General features: G+C 66.1%; 16 protein-coding genes and 4 pseudogenes. 9 read left to right on the plus strand and 11 right to left on the minus strand.

What is annotated here, in order from left to right; genetic code table 11:
- The 5 genes and pseudogenes from OR16_RS27810 to OR16_RS27830 all read left to right on the plus strand — a co-directional run.
- Positions 1 to 276: iron-containing redox enzyme family protein (locus OR16_RS27810; protein WP_006161707.1), on the plus strand; the 276-nt coding region annotated here is incomplete at its 5' end.
- A gap of 89 nt (positions 277 to 365) precedes the next feature.
- Positions 366 to 1,586 (plus strand): aldehyde dehydrogenase family protein, encoded by a 1,221-nt coding sequence (locus OR16_RS27815; RefSeq protein WP_043421440.1) that lies wholly within the window; start codon positions 366 to 368, stop codon positions 1,584 to 1,586.
- An 82-nt stretch (positions 1,587 to 1,668) separates the two neighbouring features.
- Positions 1,669 to 2,148, plus strand: coding sequence for a GlcG/HbpS family heme-binding protein (locus OR16_RS27820; RefSeq protein WP_006161710.1), 480 nt, complete (start codon positions 1,669 to 1,671; stop codon positions 2,146 to 2,148).
- Positions 2,149 to 2,234: 86 nt separating this feature from the next.
- Positions 2,235 to 3,223: pseudogene (locus OR16_RS27825) on the plus strand (2Fe-2S iron-sulfur cluster-binding protein).
- A 57-nt stretch (positions 3,224 to 3,280) separates the two neighbouring features.
- Positions 3,281 to 3,979: a GntR family transcriptional regulator gene (locus OR16_RS27830; protein ID WP_006161718.1), complete on the plus strand. Its 699-nt coding sequence runs from the start codon at positions 3,281 to 3,283 to the stop codon at positions 3,977 to 3,979.
- A 10-nt stretch (positions 3,980 to 3,989) separates the two neighbouring features.
- Here the strand turns inward: OR16_RS27830 and OR16_RS27835 are convergent, their stop codons facing one another.
- Together OR16_RS27835 and OR16_RS27840 are read right to left on the minus strand one after the other, a co-directional pair.
- A complete protein-coding gene (locus OR16_RS27835) occupies positions 3,990 to 4,511 on the minus strand; it encodes a DsbA family protein (protein ID WP_006161720.1) in 522 nt (173 codons plus the stop codon).
- Positions 4,512 to 4,570: 59 nt separating this feature from the next.
- Complete coding sequence (locus tag OR16_RS27840) at positions 4,571 to 4,792, minus strand: UBP-type zinc finger domain-containing protein (protein WP_006161721.1); 222 nt, start codon at positions 4,790 to 4,792, stop codon at positions 4,571 to 4,573.
- Positions 4,793 to 5,257: 465 nt separating this feature from the next.
- Here OR16_RS27840 and OR16_RS27845 point away from each other — a divergent pair, with 465 nt between their 5' ends.
- Together OR16_RS27845 and OR16_RS48440 are read left to right on the plus strand one after the other, a co-directional pair.
- Entirely contained in the window at positions 5,258 to 5,983 is a 726-nt protein-coding gene (locus tag OR16_RS27845) for a hypothetical protein (RefSeq protein WP_050983129.1), read from the plus strand.
- A 114-nt stretch (positions 5,984 to 6,097) separates the two neighbouring features.
- A pseudogene (locus tag OR16_RS48440) lies at positions 6,098 to 6,991 on the plus strand (alginate lyase family protein); the annotation flags it as partial.
- Between the two features lie 204 nt (positions 6,992 to 7,195).
- Here OR16_RS48440 and OR16_RS27855 read toward each other — a convergent pair.
- From OR16_RS27855 to OR16_RS27880, 6 genes and pseudogenes are all read right to left on the minus strand, one after another.
- Complete coding sequence (locus OR16_RS27855; RefSeq protein WP_006161725.1) at positions 7,196 to 8,464, minus strand: aspartate aminotransferase family protein; 1,269 nt, start codon at positions 8,462 to 8,464, stop codon at positions 7,196 to 7,198.
- Between the two features lie 20 nt (positions 8,465 to 8,484).
- The gene (locus tag OR16_RS27860) at positions 8,485 to 9,546 is read right to left on the minus strand and encodes a phosphotransferase (RefSeq protein ID WP_006161726.1); all 1,062 of its coding nucleotides are present in this window, start codon (positions 9,544 to 9,546) and stop codon (positions 8,485 to 8,487) included.
- Positions 9,543 to 10,571: a histone deacetylase family protein gene (locus tag OR16_RS27865; protein WP_006161727.1), complete on the minus strand. Its 1,029-nt coding sequence runs from the start codon at positions 10,569 to 10,571 to the stop codon at positions 9,543 to 9,545. The genes OR16_RS27860 and OR16_RS27865 overlap by 4 nt, the downstream gene beginning before the upstream one ends.
- A complete protein-coding gene (locus OR16_RS27870; RefSeq protein WP_006161728.1) occupies positions 10,568 to 11,293 on the minus strand; it encodes a GntR family transcriptional regulator in 726 nt (241 codons plus the stop codon). Before OR16_RS27870 ends, OR16_RS27865 begins: the two co-directional genes overlap by 4 nt.
- A gap of 4 nt (positions 11,294 to 11,297) precedes the next feature.
- Positions 11,298 to 12,097: pseudogene (locus OR16_RS27875) on the minus strand (DMT family transporter).
- The gene (locus tag OR16_RS27880; RefSeq protein ID WP_006161729.1) at positions 12,097 to 12,405 is read right to left on the minus strand and encodes an aminotransferase class III-fold pyridoxal phosphate-dependent enzyme; all 309 of its coding nucleotides are present in this window, start codon (positions 12,403 to 12,405) and stop codon (positions 12,097 to 12,099) included. Before OR16_RS27880 ends, OR16_RS27875 begins: the two are co-directional and overlap by 1 nt.
- Positions 12,406 to 12,450: 45 nt before the next feature.
- Between OR16_RS27880 and OR16_RS27885 the strand changes: the two are divergent.
- Positions 12,451 to 12,726 (plus strand): annotated as a pseudogene (locus OR16_RS27885) (EAL domain-containing protein); the annotation flags it as partial.
- 175 nt (positions 12,727 to 12,901) lie between these two features.
- Here the strand turns inward: OR16_RS27885 and OR16_RS27890 are convergent.
- Positions 12,902 to 14,095 (minus strand): serine hydrolase domain-containing protein, encoded by a 1,194-nt coding sequence (locus OR16_RS27890; protein WP_006161733.1) that lies wholly within the window; start codon positions 14,093 to 14,095, stop codon positions 12,902 to 12,904.
- Between the two features lie 212 nt (positions 14,096 to 14,307).
- Here OR16_RS27890 and OR16_RS41890 point away from each other — a divergent pair, with 212 nt between their 5' ends.
- The gene (locus tag OR16_RS41890; RefSeq protein ID WP_237717258.1) at positions 14,308 to 14,517 is read left to right on the plus strand and encodes a hypothetical protein; all 210 of its coding nucleotides are present in this window, start codon (positions 14,308 to 14,310) and stop codon (positions 14,515 to 14,517) included.
- Between the two features lie 138 nt (positions 14,518 to 14,655).
- Here OR16_RS41890 and OR16_RS27895 read toward each other — a convergent pair whose 3' ends face one another.
- Positions 14,656 to 16,134 (minus strand): M81 family metallopeptidase, encoded by a 1,479-nt coding sequence (locus tag OR16_RS27895; protein ID WP_006161735.1) that lies wholly within the window; start codon positions 16,132 to 16,134, stop codon positions 14,656 to 14,658.
- Between the two features lie 47 nt (positions 16,135 to 16,181).
- Entirely contained in the window at positions 16,182 to 17,585 is a 1,404-nt protein-coding gene (locus OR16_RS27900) for an amidase (protein WP_006161736.1), read from the minus strand.
- Positions 17,586 to 17,595: the final 10 nt, after the last annotated feature.

Here is a 17,595-nt window from a genome sequence, read left to right on the forward strand (position 1 = left end):
TCGATCTACCGCAAGCAGACCCCCACGCTGCGCGACAAGTACAACTTCACCGACGAAGAAGTCGAATTCTTCGACCTGCACATCGTCTCGGATGAAATCCACGGCGAGCGGGGCTACCAGATCGTGCTCGAACACGCCAACACCCCGGAGCTGCAGCAGCGCTGCCTGAAAATCTGCGAAATCGGCGCCCAGATGCGCCTGCTCTACACCACCGCCCTCTATCACGACTACGTCGCACAGGAAATCCCCCTCCCAGAACTGGAGATGGCTGCCTGAGCCCGCCCGCCCGCCTGGGCGCAGACGCAGCACCGCATTGGCATTGACGGCCCCGCCCGGGGCCTGACCGGATGAAAGGCTTGGACATCATGGCAGTGGCAAAGACAGACGAATTCAACAACTACATCAATGGCGAATGGTCGAAGAGCGCCAGCGGGCGCACTTTCGACAACGTCAACCCGGCCGATACCGGCGATATCGTCGGCCGTTTCCAGGCCTCGAGCGCGGATGACGCGCAGGCCGCCGTGGCCGCCGCCGCGGCCGCGTTCGACGCGTGGAAGAAGACCCCCATCTCCAAGCGCGCCAAGATCCTCAACGGCGCCGCCGATTACCTGGAAGCCAACGTCGGCCAGATCGCCGAGGAACTGACCCGCGAAGAGGGCAAGGCGCTCAACTTGAGCAAGGATGAAGTGCTGCGCTCGGCGCAGACCATCCGCTTCTATGCCGTGGAAGGGCAGTCCTTCTCCGGCGAGACGTACCCCCAGGACGATCCCGACATGATCGTCTACAGCCAGCGCGAGCCGCTGGGCGTGGTGACCGTGATCTCGCCGTGGAATTTTCCGGTGTCGATCCCGGCGCGCAAGATCGCCCCGGCGCTGATCGCGGGCAACACCGTGGTGTTCAAGCCCTCGTCGGATGCGCCGCTGAGCGGCTACCGGCTGGCACAGGCGTTTGTCGAAGCCGGCATCCCCAAGGGCGTGCTCAACTTCATCACCGGCCGTGCCGGCGACGTGGGCGCGGCCATTACCGAAGCGCCGGCGGTGCGCGCGATTTCCTTTACCGGCTCGACCGCCGCTGGCCAGCATATCCATCGCTCGGTGTCGCTGAGCACGCGCACCCAGATGGAACTCGGCGGCAAGAACCCGTTGATCGTGATGGAAGACGCCGACCTGGACCGCGCGGTGGACCTCACCATCAAGGGCGGCCTGTCGCTGAGCGGCCAGGCCTGCACCGGCACCAGCCGCGTGCTGGTGATGGCTTCGGTCAAGGCCGCCTATACGCGCGAGGAAATCTTCGGGCCGGTGATCGCCATCATCGAGGTGAGCAGCTATGCCGACGCCATCACCAAGGCCAACGACACCGAGTACGGTTTGTCGGCCGCCATCGTGACCAGCAATCCACGCTATGCGCACGACTTCGCGCATGACATCCAGTCGGGCACGGTCAAGATCAACCGCACCACCACGGGCAACCTGATCAACGCGCCGTTCGGCGGCCTCAAGCAATCCAGCACCTCCACCTTTCGCGAGTCGGGCCGAGCAGGGCTGGAGTTCTACACGCAGATCAAGACCGTTTATCGCGGCTGCTGAGCCAGGGCCAGCGAGCCGATACCGATACCGATACCGATACCGATAGTCAATCAGCATCCGCGCATCAAGATAGGAGCAGGACATGAAGAAAGCCATCAAGCTGGAACTGAAGGAAGCCCGTCACATGGTGGCGGCAGCCATCCGCAAGTCCGAGGAAATCGGCGTGCTGGAATCGATCTGCGTGGTCGACGACGGCGGCTATCCGCTGGCGCTGGAGCGCATGGACGGCGCGCGCATCACCGGCCCGCAGATCGCCTGGAACAAGGCCTTCACGGCCGCCGGCCACAAGCGTTCCACCCATTTGTTCAACCAGGCCCCCAACGGCCCCGCGCTGCCGGGCAATGAAGCCTTTGGCATCCAGTGGAGCTTCGAGGGCAAGTTCGCCGTGTTTGTTGGCGGCTTCCCGATCGTGATCAACGGCGAAGTCGTCGGCGGCATCGGCCTGAGCGGCGGCAATGGCGAGCAGGACACGGCATGCGGCGTGGCCGCGCTGCAGGCCCTGCAGGAGCTGCTGGCCGGCGACGGCCTGGAGGTGCTGGTCCAGGCCGATATCAAGAAATAAGCGCCGGCATCCGCATAGTCAGCGCAGATCCCTTGTCTCCGACGATTCTCACCTCTCCCACGTCTCCCACGTTTTCCGAGTCCGCCATGTCTTACCGCATTCACCTCATCGAATCCCAGCAGACGTTCGACGTCGGTGCCGACGAATCGGTGCTGGATGGCGCCCTGCGCGCCAATGTGCCGATGGCGCACGACTGCCGCTTCGGCGGTTGCGCCACATGCCGCATCAAGCTGGTGGAGGGCACGGTGGCCTATGAGGAATATCCCATGGGCCTGACGCCGGAAGAGGAGGGCCAAGGCTTTGCGCTGGCCTGCCAGGCGCGGCCCACCAGCGACCTGGTGATCAGCACCGAGCGGCCAGGGGAGCCGTGCGCCGAACCCGCGCGCCATACCGCGGTGATCCGCCATATCGCGCCGCTCAGCGCCGACGTGGTGCACCTGACGCTGGAGTTGCCGCAGGCGCAGGCGCTTGACTACCGTCCTGGCCAGTACCTCAAGATCTTTACCGGTGACGGCATCGCGCGCAGTTTCTCGATGGCGTCGGTACCCAGGGACCGCACGGTGGACCTGCACGTGCGCCGCATTCCCGGTGGCTACTTCACCGAGCGCTTGCTGGCGGGACTGCGCGCCGACGACCAGCTCGACGTGGAGCTGCCGCTGGGCGGCTTCTATTTCCGCAAGGACGACTATCGGCCGCTGGTGATGGTGGCTACGGGCACCGGGCTGGCTCCGATCAAGAGCATCCTCGAATCGCTGATGGACGATCCGGATTGCCCGCCGGTCTCGCTGTACTGGGGCATGCGTACCCAGGCGGACCTGTACCTGCACCAACAGATCCAGGCGTGGGGGGCGCGGCTTTACGATTTCCAGTACGTGCCGGTGCTATCGCGTGCCGACGGCACATGGAGCGGCCGGCGCGGCCACGTGCAGCACGCCGTTGCCGCCGACCTGCCGGACCTGTCCGAGCACGGTGCGGCTCGCCCGACATGATCCGCGACGCCCGCGAGGCCTTTCTCGGGCTGGGCGCCAGCGGCGCGCATATCTACGCCGATAGCTTCACATTCCAACGCAACTGAACCATCGCGCACGGGCCGGCCAAGGCGTTGGCCGGCCCGTGCTCCCACAAGACGAACATGTCCGACGACCACGGCAGTGTTCCACCCGCCCACCCGGCAGGCCTTCCCGGCGACAGCCTCGGCTCGCGCCATTCGCCGCTGTTCTCGCAGGTGACCGATACCTTGCGCCAGCGCATCGTCGGCGGCGTGTACCGCCAGGGTGACCGGCTGGTGGAGCACACGCTCTCGGCGGAGCTGGGTGTATCGCGCGTGCCGGTGCGGGAGGCGCTGCGCGCGCTGGCGGCCGAAGGGCTGGTTCGCATCGAGCCGCGCCGGGGTGCGTCGGTGGCGTGCCTGTCGGAGCATGTGGCCCGGGAGATGGTGGAGGTGCGCGCCACGCTGGAAGGCCTGAACGCCAAGCTGGCCGCGCAACGGCGCGATCCTCGGCTGGTCGCCGAGTTGCAGGAGGTGCTGCGCCAGGGCAGCGCGGCTGCGTGCGGCGGCGAGGATGAGCGCCTGCTCACGCTTAATTTCCGTTTTCATGAAGTGCTGGGCAACATCGCCGCCAACAGCGTGCTGCAGGAGATGATGCGCTCCTTGCGCGAGCGTACCGGGCTGGTGTTTGCGTCCGCGCACCGGCAGCGCGCGCAGCAGAACTGGGACGAGCACGCGCAGATCCTGCGGGCGGTGATCGCCGGCGACGCCGACCTCGCGTCACTGCTCGCCACGCGCCATGTGTACAGCGCGGCGGCGGCGGCCACGCCCGTCGGCCCCTAGGTCTTGCGCCTTAGTTACGCAGCGCCACGGCAATGGCATGGTCCAGGTGTTCGATGCCGAACGTCACGTCCTGTATGGCCCCATTGACGAAGAATGCCGGTGTGCTGCGCACATGGCTGGCGATGCCGCCTTGCTGGTGCTCGCGCACGCGCTGCAGGTAGGTGTGGGCCTTCATATCGTAGTCAAAGCGCTCCAGGTCCAGTTCCAGCGTGGCGGCGTACTCGCGCAGCATCGCCGGCTTGATGCCGTGATGTTGCTCGAATATCTGCTGGTGCATCGGCCAGAACTTGTGCTGGGCCGCCGCTGCCTCGGCAGCCTCCGCGGCGGCTTGCGCCAGCGGATGCCAGGCCGACAGCGGGAAATGGCGGTACACAAAGCGCACCCGGTCGTGGTAGCGGGCCAGCAGGATCTTCACCCCGCCGTAGGCCAGGCGGCAATACTGGCAGTCGAAGTCGCCATACTCGACCACGGTGACGTGGGCCGAGGCAGGCCCCAGTACATGGTCGGTCTTTTCAACGGGCGTCGACAGCATGACATTCTCCTTGCAGGATTGGCGCATGGGGGTTGGCTTGCGCGAGCCCGGGACGCCCCTCAGGGAATGAACAGCTTGTCGATATAGCACCAACGCCAGGTTTCGCCCGGCTCGAACGACTGGACCACCGGGTGCTCCGTGGCAAGGAAATGGCGGGCGGCATGCTGGTTAGGCGAATCGTCGCAGCAGCCGACATGGCCGCAGCACAGGCAGATGCGCAGGTGCACCCATTCGTCGCCGCTGCGCAGGCATTCCTCGCAGCCTTCCGCGCTAGGCGTCACGGAATGGCTCAATGCAAGATGCGGACACGCCGTTGTCATTGCGGTACTCCATCTTTGGCGCGGGCATGGCAGCCGTAACGTTGCGCCGAACGCGGACAAGCCAGGGTATTTCATTGTAGGCGGCGAGGCAGCGAAGGAAAGCACGGCGATCGGCGCGCGCAGACAAGCTGGCCGAAGCGGATGCCATCCAGTTCGGCACGCTGACGCGGTTTGGCAATATGTGCGTGCAGATACGCAATTTCCCCGATCAGACGGGAGGGCTTTGGATACGCAGCGGCCTGGTGGACAAGGTTGGCAGCGGCTTTACCGGCGAGGGTTGTTCGTAAAGGACCTAGTAAACTAGGGACGATTCAGGAGCAAGCGCCAGCCAAGGCGCCGAATCACCTAGTCTAAGGATCGATATTGAAAGCCCTCACGCAACCCAGCCGCCTTCTGGCGCTAGCCATTTTTTGTGGCGCCCTGCAAATGTCAGGTTGCGCGCCCACAACCCCGTCGGCACCTGGCGCATCGCCGCCACACAGCTTCGTGATCGGACCGGAGGCAGGCGATCCCCATTCCCACGCTGCATTCCCGGCGACGCCAGACGACATCATCAAGGTGTCGTCACATGTACGGGTGACGACGGCCGTCGGTCAGGGGCTTAATTTCTTCGCAATTCAAGTCAATTTCCCAAATAAGACCTGGGCTCACGGCGGCCCCCAACTGGTGAACGGCCACTATCAAATGAATTGGGGCGGACTGGTGAGCCGCGGCGGTGGCGCGACCGATTATCGGGAGGAGGATCCCGCTTTGGATCTCCGCTTGATGCAGAACGCTGCCGATTCAGAGCGCAGTCACGCGTATCCGTGGGTGACGGGCAAAGAGTACATCCTCACGATCGAAAGGGGGAGGCAGATAACATTTCCGCCAGGCGTGTACGTCTTCATTGGTTCTGGCCCGCAGGTTTCCGTACCCGATGCGCGCACCATGTGGGAATGGAAGTTCACCTTGAAGCCCGCCGACGGTGGCGATCCGGTCCAAGTGTCCACGCTGTACGATGCTGCTGATCGGATAGCCAGTTTCTATATCTGGAACGAGTGTGGCTATGGCTCATGCGGCAAGGGACAGAGCGCCACCTGGTTCATGCCGGTCTATACCCGGCTCGGCGCGCCTGGCGTGAAGATGCAGGCACAGATACTAAGGCGCTTTTAGAGACATCCCAACCATGCCTGCCTCGGCCAACGGGTCGGCGTTCCCTTGGGGGCTTGGCCGGGGCACTCCCGGTATCATTCCATGCGTTGGTAAACGCGAACGGACCTTCACTGTATGACTCTTCGTAAAGTCGCGCCAAAGCGGCCCTCCACCTGGGTTCGAAACTCGGCTGCCGCCGTCCTCTGGATCCTGGCCTGCACAGGCTGCGCGGTCCAGCAAGCTCCCCATGCTACGTCTTCCAAGGCTGTGGCGCTCAGCAAGCAGGCGGCATGGCCAAGCGCGGAACTGGTCGATTCGCTACGCGCGTCACCAGGGCGGTGGTCCGCACTACGTGCGACGTGCGACCGGAACCTTGACTACACCCCGCATCCAATTGCTGATTTCACGCCGCCACCGCACTATGTCGATCGGGCAGGCGAGCAACGCTTCGCCAGGTCATTGGGAGACGACGGTCATGTAGCCTATCAAGAGGCGCTGTGTTTCGCGCTGAGCGGTGATCGACGATACGCGGAAACGAGTGAGCGCATACTCGATGCCTGGGCGGCTGGCGTACAACGCATTGACCGCGGGCAAGGTGCCGCCGATTTCAACTTCATGTTTTCCGCGTACGTGTTGGCCGCGGTGATGGTTCGTGCCGACAGTCAGTGGCATGACGCCACGTTCAAGAGCTTCCTGCGCGAACGCGTGCTGCCCCTTTCGGCCGCATCGCGATCCAATAACTTTGGCAACTGGGGTGTGCTGCTTGAAGCAAGCAGTGCCGCCTATCTCAATGACCGCCGCCTCATGGAGCAGGCAATACATCGCTGGCGCGCCCTGATGCTCAGCCAGGTGTCGCCAGATGGATCGATGACGGCTGAAATCTGTCGGAGCAACACAACGGATTATTGTGGCGGACCCGATAAAGGGGTGAACGGCCTAGCGTATACACACTATACGTTGCTGCCCTCCACACTGGCGGCGGAAGTCTTCCGCAATGAGGGCTTCAACGTTTATGCAGGCGACGCCGGTCAGCAACTTGCCTTGGCCTATGCAAGAGCAGCAGGTTGGACCGCGCATCCGGAAACCTTCCCTTACTACGCCAGCAACGGCGGGCACCTGATTGGCGTGCGCAACGCGGCATATTTTCGGATTTTGCAGCGCAGGGTTCCCCGTACCGACGGCGGTGTCGTCATTCAACAGGGCAATCTCGCCATGGATGGATACGAAATCGCTTTATTGACCTCGGACAGCACGGCGGCCAGGGTGTCGGGACGCTTCGGTAAAGACCATTGGCGGGCGGATCTTCGCCGCTTCGCCGGTGGCGCCAACCAGCACGTGGCGCCGCCGCAGTCCGTTGACGATGCGCGCCGTGCGCGCGGTCGCGGGCCGCGCGGCGTCCCCGTCTTCGACAAACTCCACGGCGACGAACAGCCCGGCCCCGCGTATGTCGCCGATCAGCGGATGCCGTGCCGCCAGGCCTGCCAGCCGCTCGCGCAGGTATGTGCCTACGCGCCGCACTTGCGCCGTGAGCTGCGTCTGCTCGATGACGTCAAGCACCGCCATGCCGGCGGCGACGGAGACCGGGTTGCCGCCGAAGGTATTGAAGTAACGGCACTCGCGCCCAAACGCCTCTAGCACTTCAGGGCGCACGGCCAGCCCGGCGAGCGGATGGCCGTTGCCCATCGGCTTGCCCATGGTGACGATGTCCGGCACCACGCCATGACGCTGGAATCCCCAGAACGCCTCGCCGGTGCGCCCCAGGCCGGGCTGCACCTCGTCGGCGATGAACACGCCGCCGGCCGCGCGGATGGCGGCGGCCGCGTCTTTCAGGAAGCCGGGAGGATCGGTGAAAATGCCGTCGCTGGAGAATACGGTGTCGACCAGCAGCGCGGCGGGGCGGATGCCATGCGCGCGCAGGTCCTCGATGGCGTGGCGCACCCCTTCGGCAAAGACGGCACCGAGCTGCGCCGGCGCGACGCGGTAACTGTCCGGCGCCGGCACGGTACGCACGTTGTCGCCGAGCTTCACATAGCGCCCGAGCGAGGGCGATGCCTCGGCAATGGACGCGGTCACGCCGTGATAGGCAAAGCGCGTGATGATCAGCCCTTGCGCGCCGGTGTGGGCGCGTGCGATGCGCATCGCCAGGTCGTTGGCCTCGCTGCCGGTGCAGGTGAGCATGGCATGGCCCAGCGCGTCCGGCATGGTAGCCAGCAGGCGCTCCGCGTAGTCCAGGATGCCCTCGTGCAGGTAGCGCGTGTGCGTGTTCAGCTGCGCGGCCTGGCGGGCAATGGCTTGCACCACCTGCGGATGGCAATGGCCGACCGACGCCACGTTGTTATACGCATCGAGGTAGCGCTCGCCGTTGGCGTCGTAAAGCCAGACGCCATCGCCGCGCACGACGTGCAGCGGCTCCTCGTAGAACAGGCGGTACGCGGGACCGAGCACGCGGGCGCGCCGCTCGGTCAGTGCCGCAACGGATGGGGTGGCTGCTGCCATGGTCATCGGATTCCTTGGTGTCGTGGTTACGCCAGCCCGCAAGCGCGGCGCAGGGCGATGCGCGCCTGCTCGGTGGGGATCGCGTCGCAGGCCGCCAGCCGGTCCCAGGAGACGGCGTTGTTGCGCAGCAGGTAAGGGGCGTTTTCCGGATGCCGCGCGGCGCGCCAGCCACTGATGGCCACCACCATCACCAGCCGGGCCTGCACCAGGTCGAACAGCACGTCGATCTCATCGGCCTGCAGCGGCAGCACCGCGTGATACGCGGCGGCAAAGTCCGCCAGCGTGGCCAACGTGTCGCCGGCGGGGTCAACCTGATAAGCGGCGGCGACGGCCAGGTCGTCGATCAGCGGCGCATGGACCATGTCGCCAAAATCCAGCACGCCCGCAATGCGCGCGTGGTCTTGCGGGTCGACCAGCACGTTATAGATATTGAAGTCGTTATGGATCGGCTGGGCTCGCAGCCGCGCCAGCCGGGGCTGCACGTTGGCGGCAAAGCGATCCAGCGCGCGGGTCGCCAGCGCGCGCCGGCGCTCGTCCGGGACGCTGTCGAGCAGGCCGCGCACGCGCCCGGCGCGCTGGATGTCCCACGGCAGCTCCAGTTCGCCGGCGGGATGGCGGAAGTCGCGCAGCGCCAGGTCGAGCCGGGCCAGCGTGCGCGCCAGCTCCCGCGCTTGCGCTGGCGAGCGCCGCGCCTTGGGCAGCGGCTCGCCCGGCAGGTAGCTGAACAGGCGCACCACGCGGGCTTCACCGCCGGGCGGCTGCGCGATCAGCGACGGACGGCCCGCCAGGGTCGGCATGATGCGCTGCACGGGCAGGGCGGGATCGGCCGCGGCGATGTGCAGCAGCGCCTGGGTCTGGAAGTCCGCCACCAGCGGCAGCTCGGCGGGATGGGAGACCTTGAGCATGTAGCTTGCCGCCGGCGTTTCCAGCAGGAAATTCTGGTCGCGCTCGCCGCTCAGCGGGGAGAGCCGCCCCGCCAGCCCGTACTGCTGCGCCAGCAGGTCCATGGCCCACGCCAGCGGGACTTCGGGCGAGCCTTCGCTAAGCACATCGGCGGCTGCCAGCACCGCGCTTGCCGGCCCGTTCATGCGGCGCTCGCGAAGCCGCGCAGCGCGCTGGAGATATTGGGCCCGAGGTCGTCGGAGAGATAGCCGCCTTCCTGCACCAGCACCGTCGGCAGGCCCAGCCGCGCGATTTCCGCGGTGATGAGGGCGAAGCCGGGCGTGGTGACGGCGAGTGCCTGGTACGGGTCGCGCTCGTGCGCGTCCAGCCCCAGTGCTACCACCAGCGCCCCGGGCGCGAACGCGCGGATGCTCAGGCACACGTCGCGCAGCGCCGCCAGGTAGGCCTCGTCGCCGGTGCCGCGTGCCAGCGGGCGGTTGATGTTGTAGCCCAGGCCTTCCGCCTCGCCGCGCTCGTGCGCGTGTCCGGTGAAGAAGGGCGTGAACAGCATCGGGTCGCCATGCAGCGACACGGTCAGCACATCGTTGCGGCGATAGAAGATGCCCTGGGTGCCGTTGCCGTGGTGCATGTCGATGTCGAGGATGGCGACGCGGTCATGGTGGCGGCGCAGGTGCTGTGCGGCAATGGCGGTGTTGTTCAGGTAGCAAAAGCCGTTGGCGCGGTCCGCGTAAGCGTGGTGGCCCGGCGGGCGGCACAGCGCATAGGCCGCGCGTTCGCCATCGGCGACCAGTTGCGCGGCGTGGGTGGCCACGTCGGCAGACCCGGCCGCCGCGCGCCATGTGTTTGGCCCGATGGAGCAGGCGGCGTCTCCCATATGGAAGCCCGCCTGGCCGACCACGCTGTCGGGGTAGGTGCAGGGCTGCCCGGGGAAGGGGTGGATGTTGGGCAGGACCTCTTCGGACGCGTCGGGCAGCAACTGCCAGCGGTCGTAGGCGGTTTCCAGGAAGCGCAGGTATTCCGGCGTGTGGATCGCGGCGCGCGGGCCCGCGCCGTGATCGGCGGGGGCGGTCACGTCGTGGCCGTCGGCGCGCACCGCCGCCAGCAGGCGCAGGGCGCGCTCGGGCTGCTCGTTGCTGCGCTTCATCCTGCCGCGCACCATGAACGCGTGCGGGTCGTGGTCGAGATGCAGATCGCTGTAGACGACTTTCATAGGACGGACTCCATCGAGGGCGCCTCGGCGGCGCCTTGTTTTTGCATGAACACCGCCCGGACATGGACCCAGGCGTCATCGATATGGAAGCGCACCGCGGCTTGCGCGGCGGCTTCGTCGCGCCGCGCAAGCGCCTCGGCGATCGGGCGGTGGGTCTCGGCTACGGCCTTGGGGTCGTGGTACACGCTGTCGATCAGCGCCACGATCATGCGGATCTCCGTTTGCATCATGGAGAACATGCGATGCAGGTAGGCATTGCCGGACAGCTCGCAGATGGCCGTGTGGAACGCCAGGTCGCGCGCCACGCGCTCGATCTGCGGCAGCGATTCGGCCTCTTGCACCATGCGCTCGACCATGGCCACGAGTTGCTTCAGCCCAGCCTCCGGCGCCTGCTTGCAAGCGAGCGATGCGGCCATCAGCTCGAGGTTCAGGCGTACCTGGAACAGATCGTCGATCTCGCGCACCGTCACTGTGCGCACTGCAAAGCCATGGCGCGGGCGCGACACCAGCACGCCCTGGCGCTCCAGCCGCCGCGCCGCCTCGCGTACCGGGGCGCGGCTGACATTCATGCGGCGGGCGATGTCCGCCTCGACGATGCGGCTGCCGGGCGGCAGCCGGCCTTCGACGATGGCCTGGGTGAGCTGGGCCTCCACCGCCGCCACCAGGTCGGAGACTTCGATGGAGGCAAAGGGCGAGGCGTCTTCGATTGCGGAATCAGACATGGGCTTAGTCCTTGGGTCGGGCTGCGACCGGCTGCGCGCACGGCACCTGCCGCCCGCGCAATGCGAGGTATCCGCCCGAGAGCATGATCAGCGCGATGCCCGCCAGCGCGATGCCGTCGGGCGGGCGCTGGAAGACAAAGGTGCTGATCAGCACGGCGAGCAGCAGTTGGAAGTAATTGAGCGGCGCGAGCGTGGAGGCGGCAACGCGCCGGAAGGCGGCCAGCAGCAGCAACTGCGCCAGGCCGCTGCAGGCACCCCCGGCCATCATCAGCAAGATGTCGGGCGCGGACGGGCTGACCTCGGGCAGCGTCGCCAGCGCCGGCACGCCGGTGACCACCAGGCAGATCAGCGCGGTCCAGGCGTAGAGCACCGGCCCGGCGACCACGCCCGCCAGCCGGCGCGTCAGCAGCTGGAAGGCGGCATAGCAGATGGCCGAGACCATCATCAGCACCGTGCCGACGAAGGGCAGGTCGCCGCCGGGCCGCACGATCAGGACAGCGCCACCATGATCAGCGGCGCGGTGAAGTAGATCGCCGTTGCCTCGGCCAGCGGCATGTAGACCAGCGCGGCCATGAAGCAGCTGGCCACGATCCCGAGCGCGCGCAGCAGCCACACCAGCGCGATGACGCTCACCGACACATAGCGGGTCAGGTTCATCATGGGCGCCGAGTGGTCGCGCAGCATCCATTTGCAGAAGGCGTCGTAGCTGGCAAACGCCACCAGCGCGCAGAAAAACAGCAGGATGCCGTCGCGGCGCGCACGCGCCGTGGTAAGCCGTAGCGATGGATTGGCCGGGCCGGTCATCAGGCTGCGGCCTGGTTGGCACCATTGCTGCCATCGCTACCATTGCCGCTGGCCGGCAGCTCGCGCTCCAGCGCCGCCATGGCTCGCGCGAAGCGCGCGAACAGCTCGTCGATCTGCGCCTCGGTGATGATCAGCGGCGGGCAGAAGGCGATGGTGTCGCCCATGGCGCGCACGATCAGGCCTTGCTCCTGCGCCAGCTGGGCCAGGCGCGCGCCAGCCTTCAGGGCAGGGTCGAAGGCGCGCCGCGCCGCGGGCTCCGCCGCCAGTTCGATCGCGCCCAGCAGGCCGACCCCGCGCACCTCGCCCACCAGCGCGCGCCCGGCATAAGCCCGCAGCGCCTGCTGGAAACGGGGTCCTTGTCGTACCTGCGGCGCCTAGACATCGACTACATCAAGATTGACCAGTCCTTCATCCGCTCGCTGACGCGGGGCCCGGACGACGTGGCCTTGTGCCACGCCATCATCAGCATGGCGCATGCACTGCGCATCCGCGTGATTGCCGAGGGCGTCGAGACCGAGTCGCAGCGCGACATCCTGCTGGCTGCCGGCTGCGACTACGGGCAAGGCCACTTCTTCTGTCCGCCGGTGGAGGCCAGCGCGTTCGAGGCCTTCGTGAGCGCCGTGACTTGAGGCGAGCGGCGTCCCAACCATCCGGTAAGCGGTCAGAATGGTGTCGCGGGCCATCGCGCGCCGTTGTGACGTCAGGGACAGCGACCATTTCTCGCTTCTTTCGGAGCGAAAGCGCACCCCGCCGGAGACCTAATATCGGAGGTATCCACCATACATGCACCAGAGCCGTGCGGCGTTACCGCGTCGCGCCGGAATCGACCGCCGCCTGAACCGCCTTGTAAAAGGCCTGGCGCTGCGGGCCGGCGCTATCGGGCATGGTCGCCTTGGGCCAATCGCCATTCGATGCAATCACCAGCTTGCGCTTGGGATCGATGAAGATGCCCTGGCCAAAAATGCCCTGCGCGGCAACGCTGCCGTCATCGTACGTCCACCACTGGTAGCCATAGCCGCGGCCGGGCACGCCAATGTCGGCCTGCTTGGTCGTTGCACTGGCGAGCCAGTTGGCCGGCAACACAGGCTTGCCGGCCGCAATCCCGCCTTCCAGGATGAACTGGCCGAAACGCGCATAGTCCGACAGCCGGGCCGAGATGCAGCAGCCGCTGATCTCATTGCCGCTGGCGTTGGTGACCCAGATCGCATCCGCCGCCATGCCGTATGGCTTCCAGATTTTCTCGGACAGATAGGCGGACAGCGTCTTGCCGGTCGCCTTGCTGACCAGCACGCCGATCAGGTTGGTTTCGCCCGTCTTGTAGACCCATTTGGAACCGGGCGCGGCCTCTCTCGGGAGCTTGCGCATATAGCTGACCGTGACGTCCATGCCCGGCTCGGCTTTGACATCGTTGAACAGCGCAACGTCCGATTTCGGGTCGGCATAGTCCTCGTTCCACTTGACGCCCGAGGTCATGGTGAGGACTTGGCGAATCGTCACTCCGTCGTAGCCGCTGCCGCCCAACTCAGGGATGTAGCGCGTGATCGGATCGTCGATGCTCTTGAGGTATCCATCCTTGACGGCCGCCCCGACCAGCGTCGAGGCCAGCGACTTGGCAACCGAGAAGGAAGTCCAGCGCTCTTGCGGGCCAAAACCCAATGCATAGCGCTCAAACCGCACCTTGCCGTCCTGCAGGATGATCAGGCCCGCATGGCGCTGCGCCGCCATATAGGCGTCCATCGTCAGTGGCTTGCCGCCGACGGTCAGCGTTTCGGGAAAGGCCGTTCCCTTGGGCAGTTCGCGTACCGCGCCGCCGGCGGCCACGACATTGCCGGGGGCGAATTTTTCGATTTGGCGAAAGCGCGCGTCGCGCTGGTCTTGCGTCCAGAACAGCATATTGGTCTCGGACTTTGGCAGCATGGTGTTGCCGCATCCCCCAAGCGCAAGGCAAATCCCGATGCTGGCGATGGTGATGGTGATGGTGATGGTCAGTTTGCTCATGGAAGCCCTCACTTTCGTAATAAGAATTGTGATTTGTATGACGAGATTGAGGCTGCGGCTGTGCATGATCCCCACGCTCGTGGTATATCATTAAATGAACGCGTTAATAATATTAAAACAATATAGTTTTAATATTAAATGCTGTTTTTCGGACAACCACCGGGGTAGTCGGACACCAACCCACGATGTCCGAACTCCTCAGAAGTCTATGAATGCGGGCAGCATGGCGCGTTTTCAGTTCGGTAACAACGGTTGACGAGCGCACTAAAACCATTGGCGAACGTATTAACAGCATTTCGCCAAAGGAATTTGAAGTGCTTAAAACGGTTGGCGGCTGGAAGATTTCCACCATGCGCAAATTAAACGTCCGGACGGATCAGGAGCTGATCGCCTTTTGCCTGGAAAGTGGGCTCTTCCGGTAGCGGATGGCGACGAGCCCGGTTCCCTTCGAGGCCATGCGGCTCGATGCCGAGTACCTCGGCCCGGTCCGCCACGCGCTGACACACGCCGGCAGGGCCAACCAACGGGTGGGTGCTAATCCAGCCGGCGCTAGCCTTCTTCTACATGTCATCGAGGGGATAGATCGGCCGCCGTACGTTCTCGAAGGTCAGCTTGCCGAAGTCGGAAGTCGTCACACCGATGCTGTCGCACTCGAAGACTTGCGCCGCGAGGTCGCCAAAGCCGGCGCGCCAGTGAACGCGGCTCTTCATCACCAGGAACTTCTTGCGCGCGGGATCGATGCCCAGCGCCTGGAAGCAAGCCGGGTCGAAGGGCTCCATGTGGGACGAGACCACGATCACCTCGACCGCTCCGGTATCCAGCACGACCGTCTTGCCGGTGCTCACTTCCACGCCGGCACTCATGGGGCCGCATAGGCGGAAGCGTCCATCGCTGATGAGACGCACGCGCGCGGTCAGCCGGAGGGGGTCATTGCGGTCCCCCGTTGCCGGCAACTCGGAGCGCCCTCCGAGTGCGAGCGAGACCTCGTTGCCGACGCCGGCCAGGATGGCCTGTTCGACGGCAACGGGATCGTGGATCGCATAGAAGACGGCGCTATTGAGCTCCTGCCGCAGGACCTCCCGGAGCACGGCGGTGGTGTCCATGGTGCCGCCCGATGCCACGTTGTCGCAGTGGTCCAGCAATACGACCGGGCTGCCATCCGCCGCCTTGGCGCGGGCCACGGTCTCGGCCAGTGGCGCGCCGTGGTAGAGAAAGCCGGCGCGCTGGTCCCATGCCTGGTCCAGCAGCGCCTGGCAGGCCTGGTGGGCGCGCTCGGCCTTGCCATCGGTGCAGACGACCGCCGACAGGCCGGCATTGCGGACATCGGCGTGCGGAAAGCCGGTGAACAGCGAGGCGGCGAGAATGCCGTCCCCAGCCTGTTCCAGCGCGATGCACGCTGCCTGCAACGACCGGTTGGGCTCGGCATGGGTGCCCTGGCGCATCACATGGGGCAGCATGGGCCGGTTGTCCCATGCCAGCACCGGGCGGGCTTCGCCCTGGATGGCGCGGCACAGCACTTGCGCGGCGCGTTTGCCGGCAGCGGCCATGTCGACGTGCGGATAGGTGTGGTACCCCGTCAGCACGTTGACGCGGGCAACCATCTCCGGATAAAGGTTGGCGTGCATGTCGAGCGCGACGCCGATCAGCGTGTCAGGCTGCACCTCGCGCAGGCGCCGCAGCAGTTCGCCCTCGCCGTCCTCGAAACCGGGCGTGACCATGGCGCCGTGCAGGTCCAGCAGGATGCCGTCGAACGCCTGGCCGGCCGCCGCCTGCACGATCAGGCCGCAGATACGCTCAAAGGCCTGCGGGTCGACCGGGCCGCTTGGCGAAGCCTCCGCCACTACCGGCACCACCATCTCGGCGCCATGGCGTTGCGCCACTTCGATGAAGCCGCCGAGCGCGGTGCCCGTGCCGCGCCGCGCGGCGATGGCCTCGGTGCCGCAGAGCACCGCGCCATCGCGGAAGAAACGCTCGAACGGCGTGGGAACCGGCGAAAAGGTATTGGTCTCGTGTTTGAACGAGGCAAGCAGCAGCCGCATGGATTCTCCTTCTGTTGATGAGGTGGTTCCGGTGTCAGGCGACGCGCTCAGGCTGCAGCCTGTGGCGGTTGCGGCCAGGATCGCTGTGCGGGACGCATGGCTTCCCAGGCCTTGGCCATTTGCAGAACGCCGAGATCGTCGAAACGCCGCCCGGCGATCTGCAGGCCGATAGGCATGCCGTCTGCCGAGTACCCGCAATTGACCGATGCCGCCGGCTGCTCGGAGAAGTTGTAGACGATGGTGAAGCTCGCCTGATGGATCGGCTCCACGCCCTCGTACTCCACGTGCGTCTGCTCCGCCCCGAACGCGGGCTGCGGAAAGACGGGTGAGAGCACATAGTCGAAATCGCGCGTGGCAGCCACGGTCGCGGCACGCAGCGCCATCCCCTGCGCATGCGCGCGGTACAACTGCTCCGCGGTGACGCCCTCGCTGCGTTGCACTGCCCATTGGATGGCGGGAGAGGCCTTGCCGCGCCGCTCCGCGGGCAGGGCGGCAAGATCCATGCGTGTGCGCATGGCCCAGAAACTGCCGATGCCTTCCAGCATGCCCGGCGCGATCCAGGGGCAGATGGGTTCGACGATCGCACCGGCCGATTCAAATGTCCTGGCGGCCTTTTCCACCGCGGCGCGTACCTCCGGATCGACGCGGATGCCGCTTTCGAGTTCGAGCCACAGGCCGATGCGCAGGCCCTTGAGCTCGCGGTCCAGCCGATTCCACTCGATGGGCTGGTAGGGCAGGCTCATGTGGTCGCGGGCATCGGGCAGCGACAGGACGCGCATCAGCAATGCGGCGTCCGCCACGGTACGGGTCATCGGGCCGGCAACGCGCGCGGGATATGGCGGATCGATCGGAACGCGGCCAAGACTGGGCTTGAGGCCGAAGATGCCACAGAATCCGGCCGGCCCGCGCACCGAGCCGCCGATGTCCGTGCCCACATGCAAGGGGCCGTAGCCCGCCGCTGCCGCCGCCCCGGCGCCCGAGCTGGATCCGCCCGGATTGCGGCCCAGGTTCCATGGGTTGCGCGTCAGCGGGTGGAAGCTGGACATGGCCGCGCCAAGCATGCCAAGGTCCGGCATCGTGGTCTTGCAGATGCACACCGCGCCGGCTTCGCGCAGGCGCGCGGCCACGGGAGCGTCCGTGGCTGCGGGCACCAGTTCGGTCGCGGCGCAGCCCAATGGTACCGGCACGCCCTGCGTGGCGATGTTCTCCTTGATGGTCACCGGCACGCCGTCGAGCGGCCCCTGCGGCGTACCGCGCTGCCAGCGCGCCTCGGACTCGCGGGCCATCGCTAGCGCGCGCCCGGTGTCCAGCGCATAGGATGCCTGGATGTGCGGCTCCCAGGCTTCCATGCGCGCCAGCACTGCTTGCGTCACGGCCACGGGCGATAGTGCCTTGCTGGCGTACAGGTCGAGCAGCGTCGTGGCGCTCAGGTCATGGAGGGCAGTCGTCATGGTTTCATCC

Source organism: Cupriavidus basilensis OR16 (assembly GCF_000243095.1).
Taxonomy (GTDB): Bacteria; Pseudomonadota; Gammaproteobacteria; order Burkholderiales; family Burkholderiaceae; genus Cupriavidus; species Cupriavidus basilensis_D.

What these genes read in the sequence shown, in the direction of transcription:
- OR16_RS27860 (WP_006161726.1), bottom strand. Translation starts at nt 9,546, where the DNA reads ATGAACGGGCCGGCAAGCGCGGTGCTGGCAGCCGCCGATGTGCTTAGC.
- OR16_RS27820 (WP_006161710.1), top strand. Translation starts at nt 1,669, where the DNA reads ATGAAGAAAGCCATCAAGCTGGAACTGAAGGAAGCCCGTCACATGGTG.
- OR16_RS41890 (WP_237717258.1), top strand. Translation starts at nt 14,308, where the DNA reads ATGCGGGCAGCATGGCGCGTTTTCAGTTCGGTAACAACGGTTGACGAG.
- OR16_RS27890 (WP_006161733.1), bottom strand. Translation starts at nt 14,095, where the DNA reads ATGAGCAAACTGACCATCACCATCACCATCACCATCGCCAGCATCGGG.
- OR16_RS27830 (WP_006161718.1), top strand. Translation starts at nt 3,281, where the DNA reads ATGTCCGACGACCACGGCAGTGTTCCACCCGCCCACCCGGCAGGCCTT.
- OR16_RS27870 (WP_006161728.1), bottom strand. Translation starts at nt 11,293, where the DNA reads ATGTCTGATTCCGCAATCGAAGACGCCTCGCCCTTTGCCTCCATCGAA.
- OR16_RS27855 (WP_006161725.1), bottom strand. Translation starts at nt 8,464, where the DNA reads ATGACCATGGCAGCAGCCACCCCATCCGTTGCGGCACTGACCGAGCGG.
- OR16_RS27845 (WP_050983129.1), top strand. Translation starts at nt 5,258, where the DNA reads ATGTCAGGTTGCGCGCCCACAACCCCGTCGGCACCTGGCGCATCGCCG.
- OR16_RS27835 (WP_006161720.1), bottom strand. Translation starts at nt 4,511, where the DNA reads ATGCTGTCGACGCCCGTTGAAAAGACCGACCATGTACTGGGGCCTGCC.
- OR16_RS27815 (WP_043421440.1), top strand. Translation starts at nt 366, where the DNA reads ATGGCAGTGGCAAAGACAGACGAATTCAACAACTACATCAATGGCGAA.
- OR16_RS27895 (WP_006161735.1), bottom strand. Translation starts at nt 16,134, where the DNA reads ATGCGGCTGCTGCTTGCCTCGTTCAAACACGAGACCAATACCTTTTCG.
- OR16_RS27865 (WP_006161727.1), bottom strand. Translation starts at nt 10,571, where the DNA reads ATGAAAGTCGTCTACAGCGATCTGCATCTCGACCACGACCCGCACGCG.
- OR16_RS27900 (WP_006161736.1), bottom strand. Translation starts at nt 17,585, where the DNA reads ATGACGACTGCCCTCCATGACCTGAGCGCCACGACGCTGCTCGACCTG.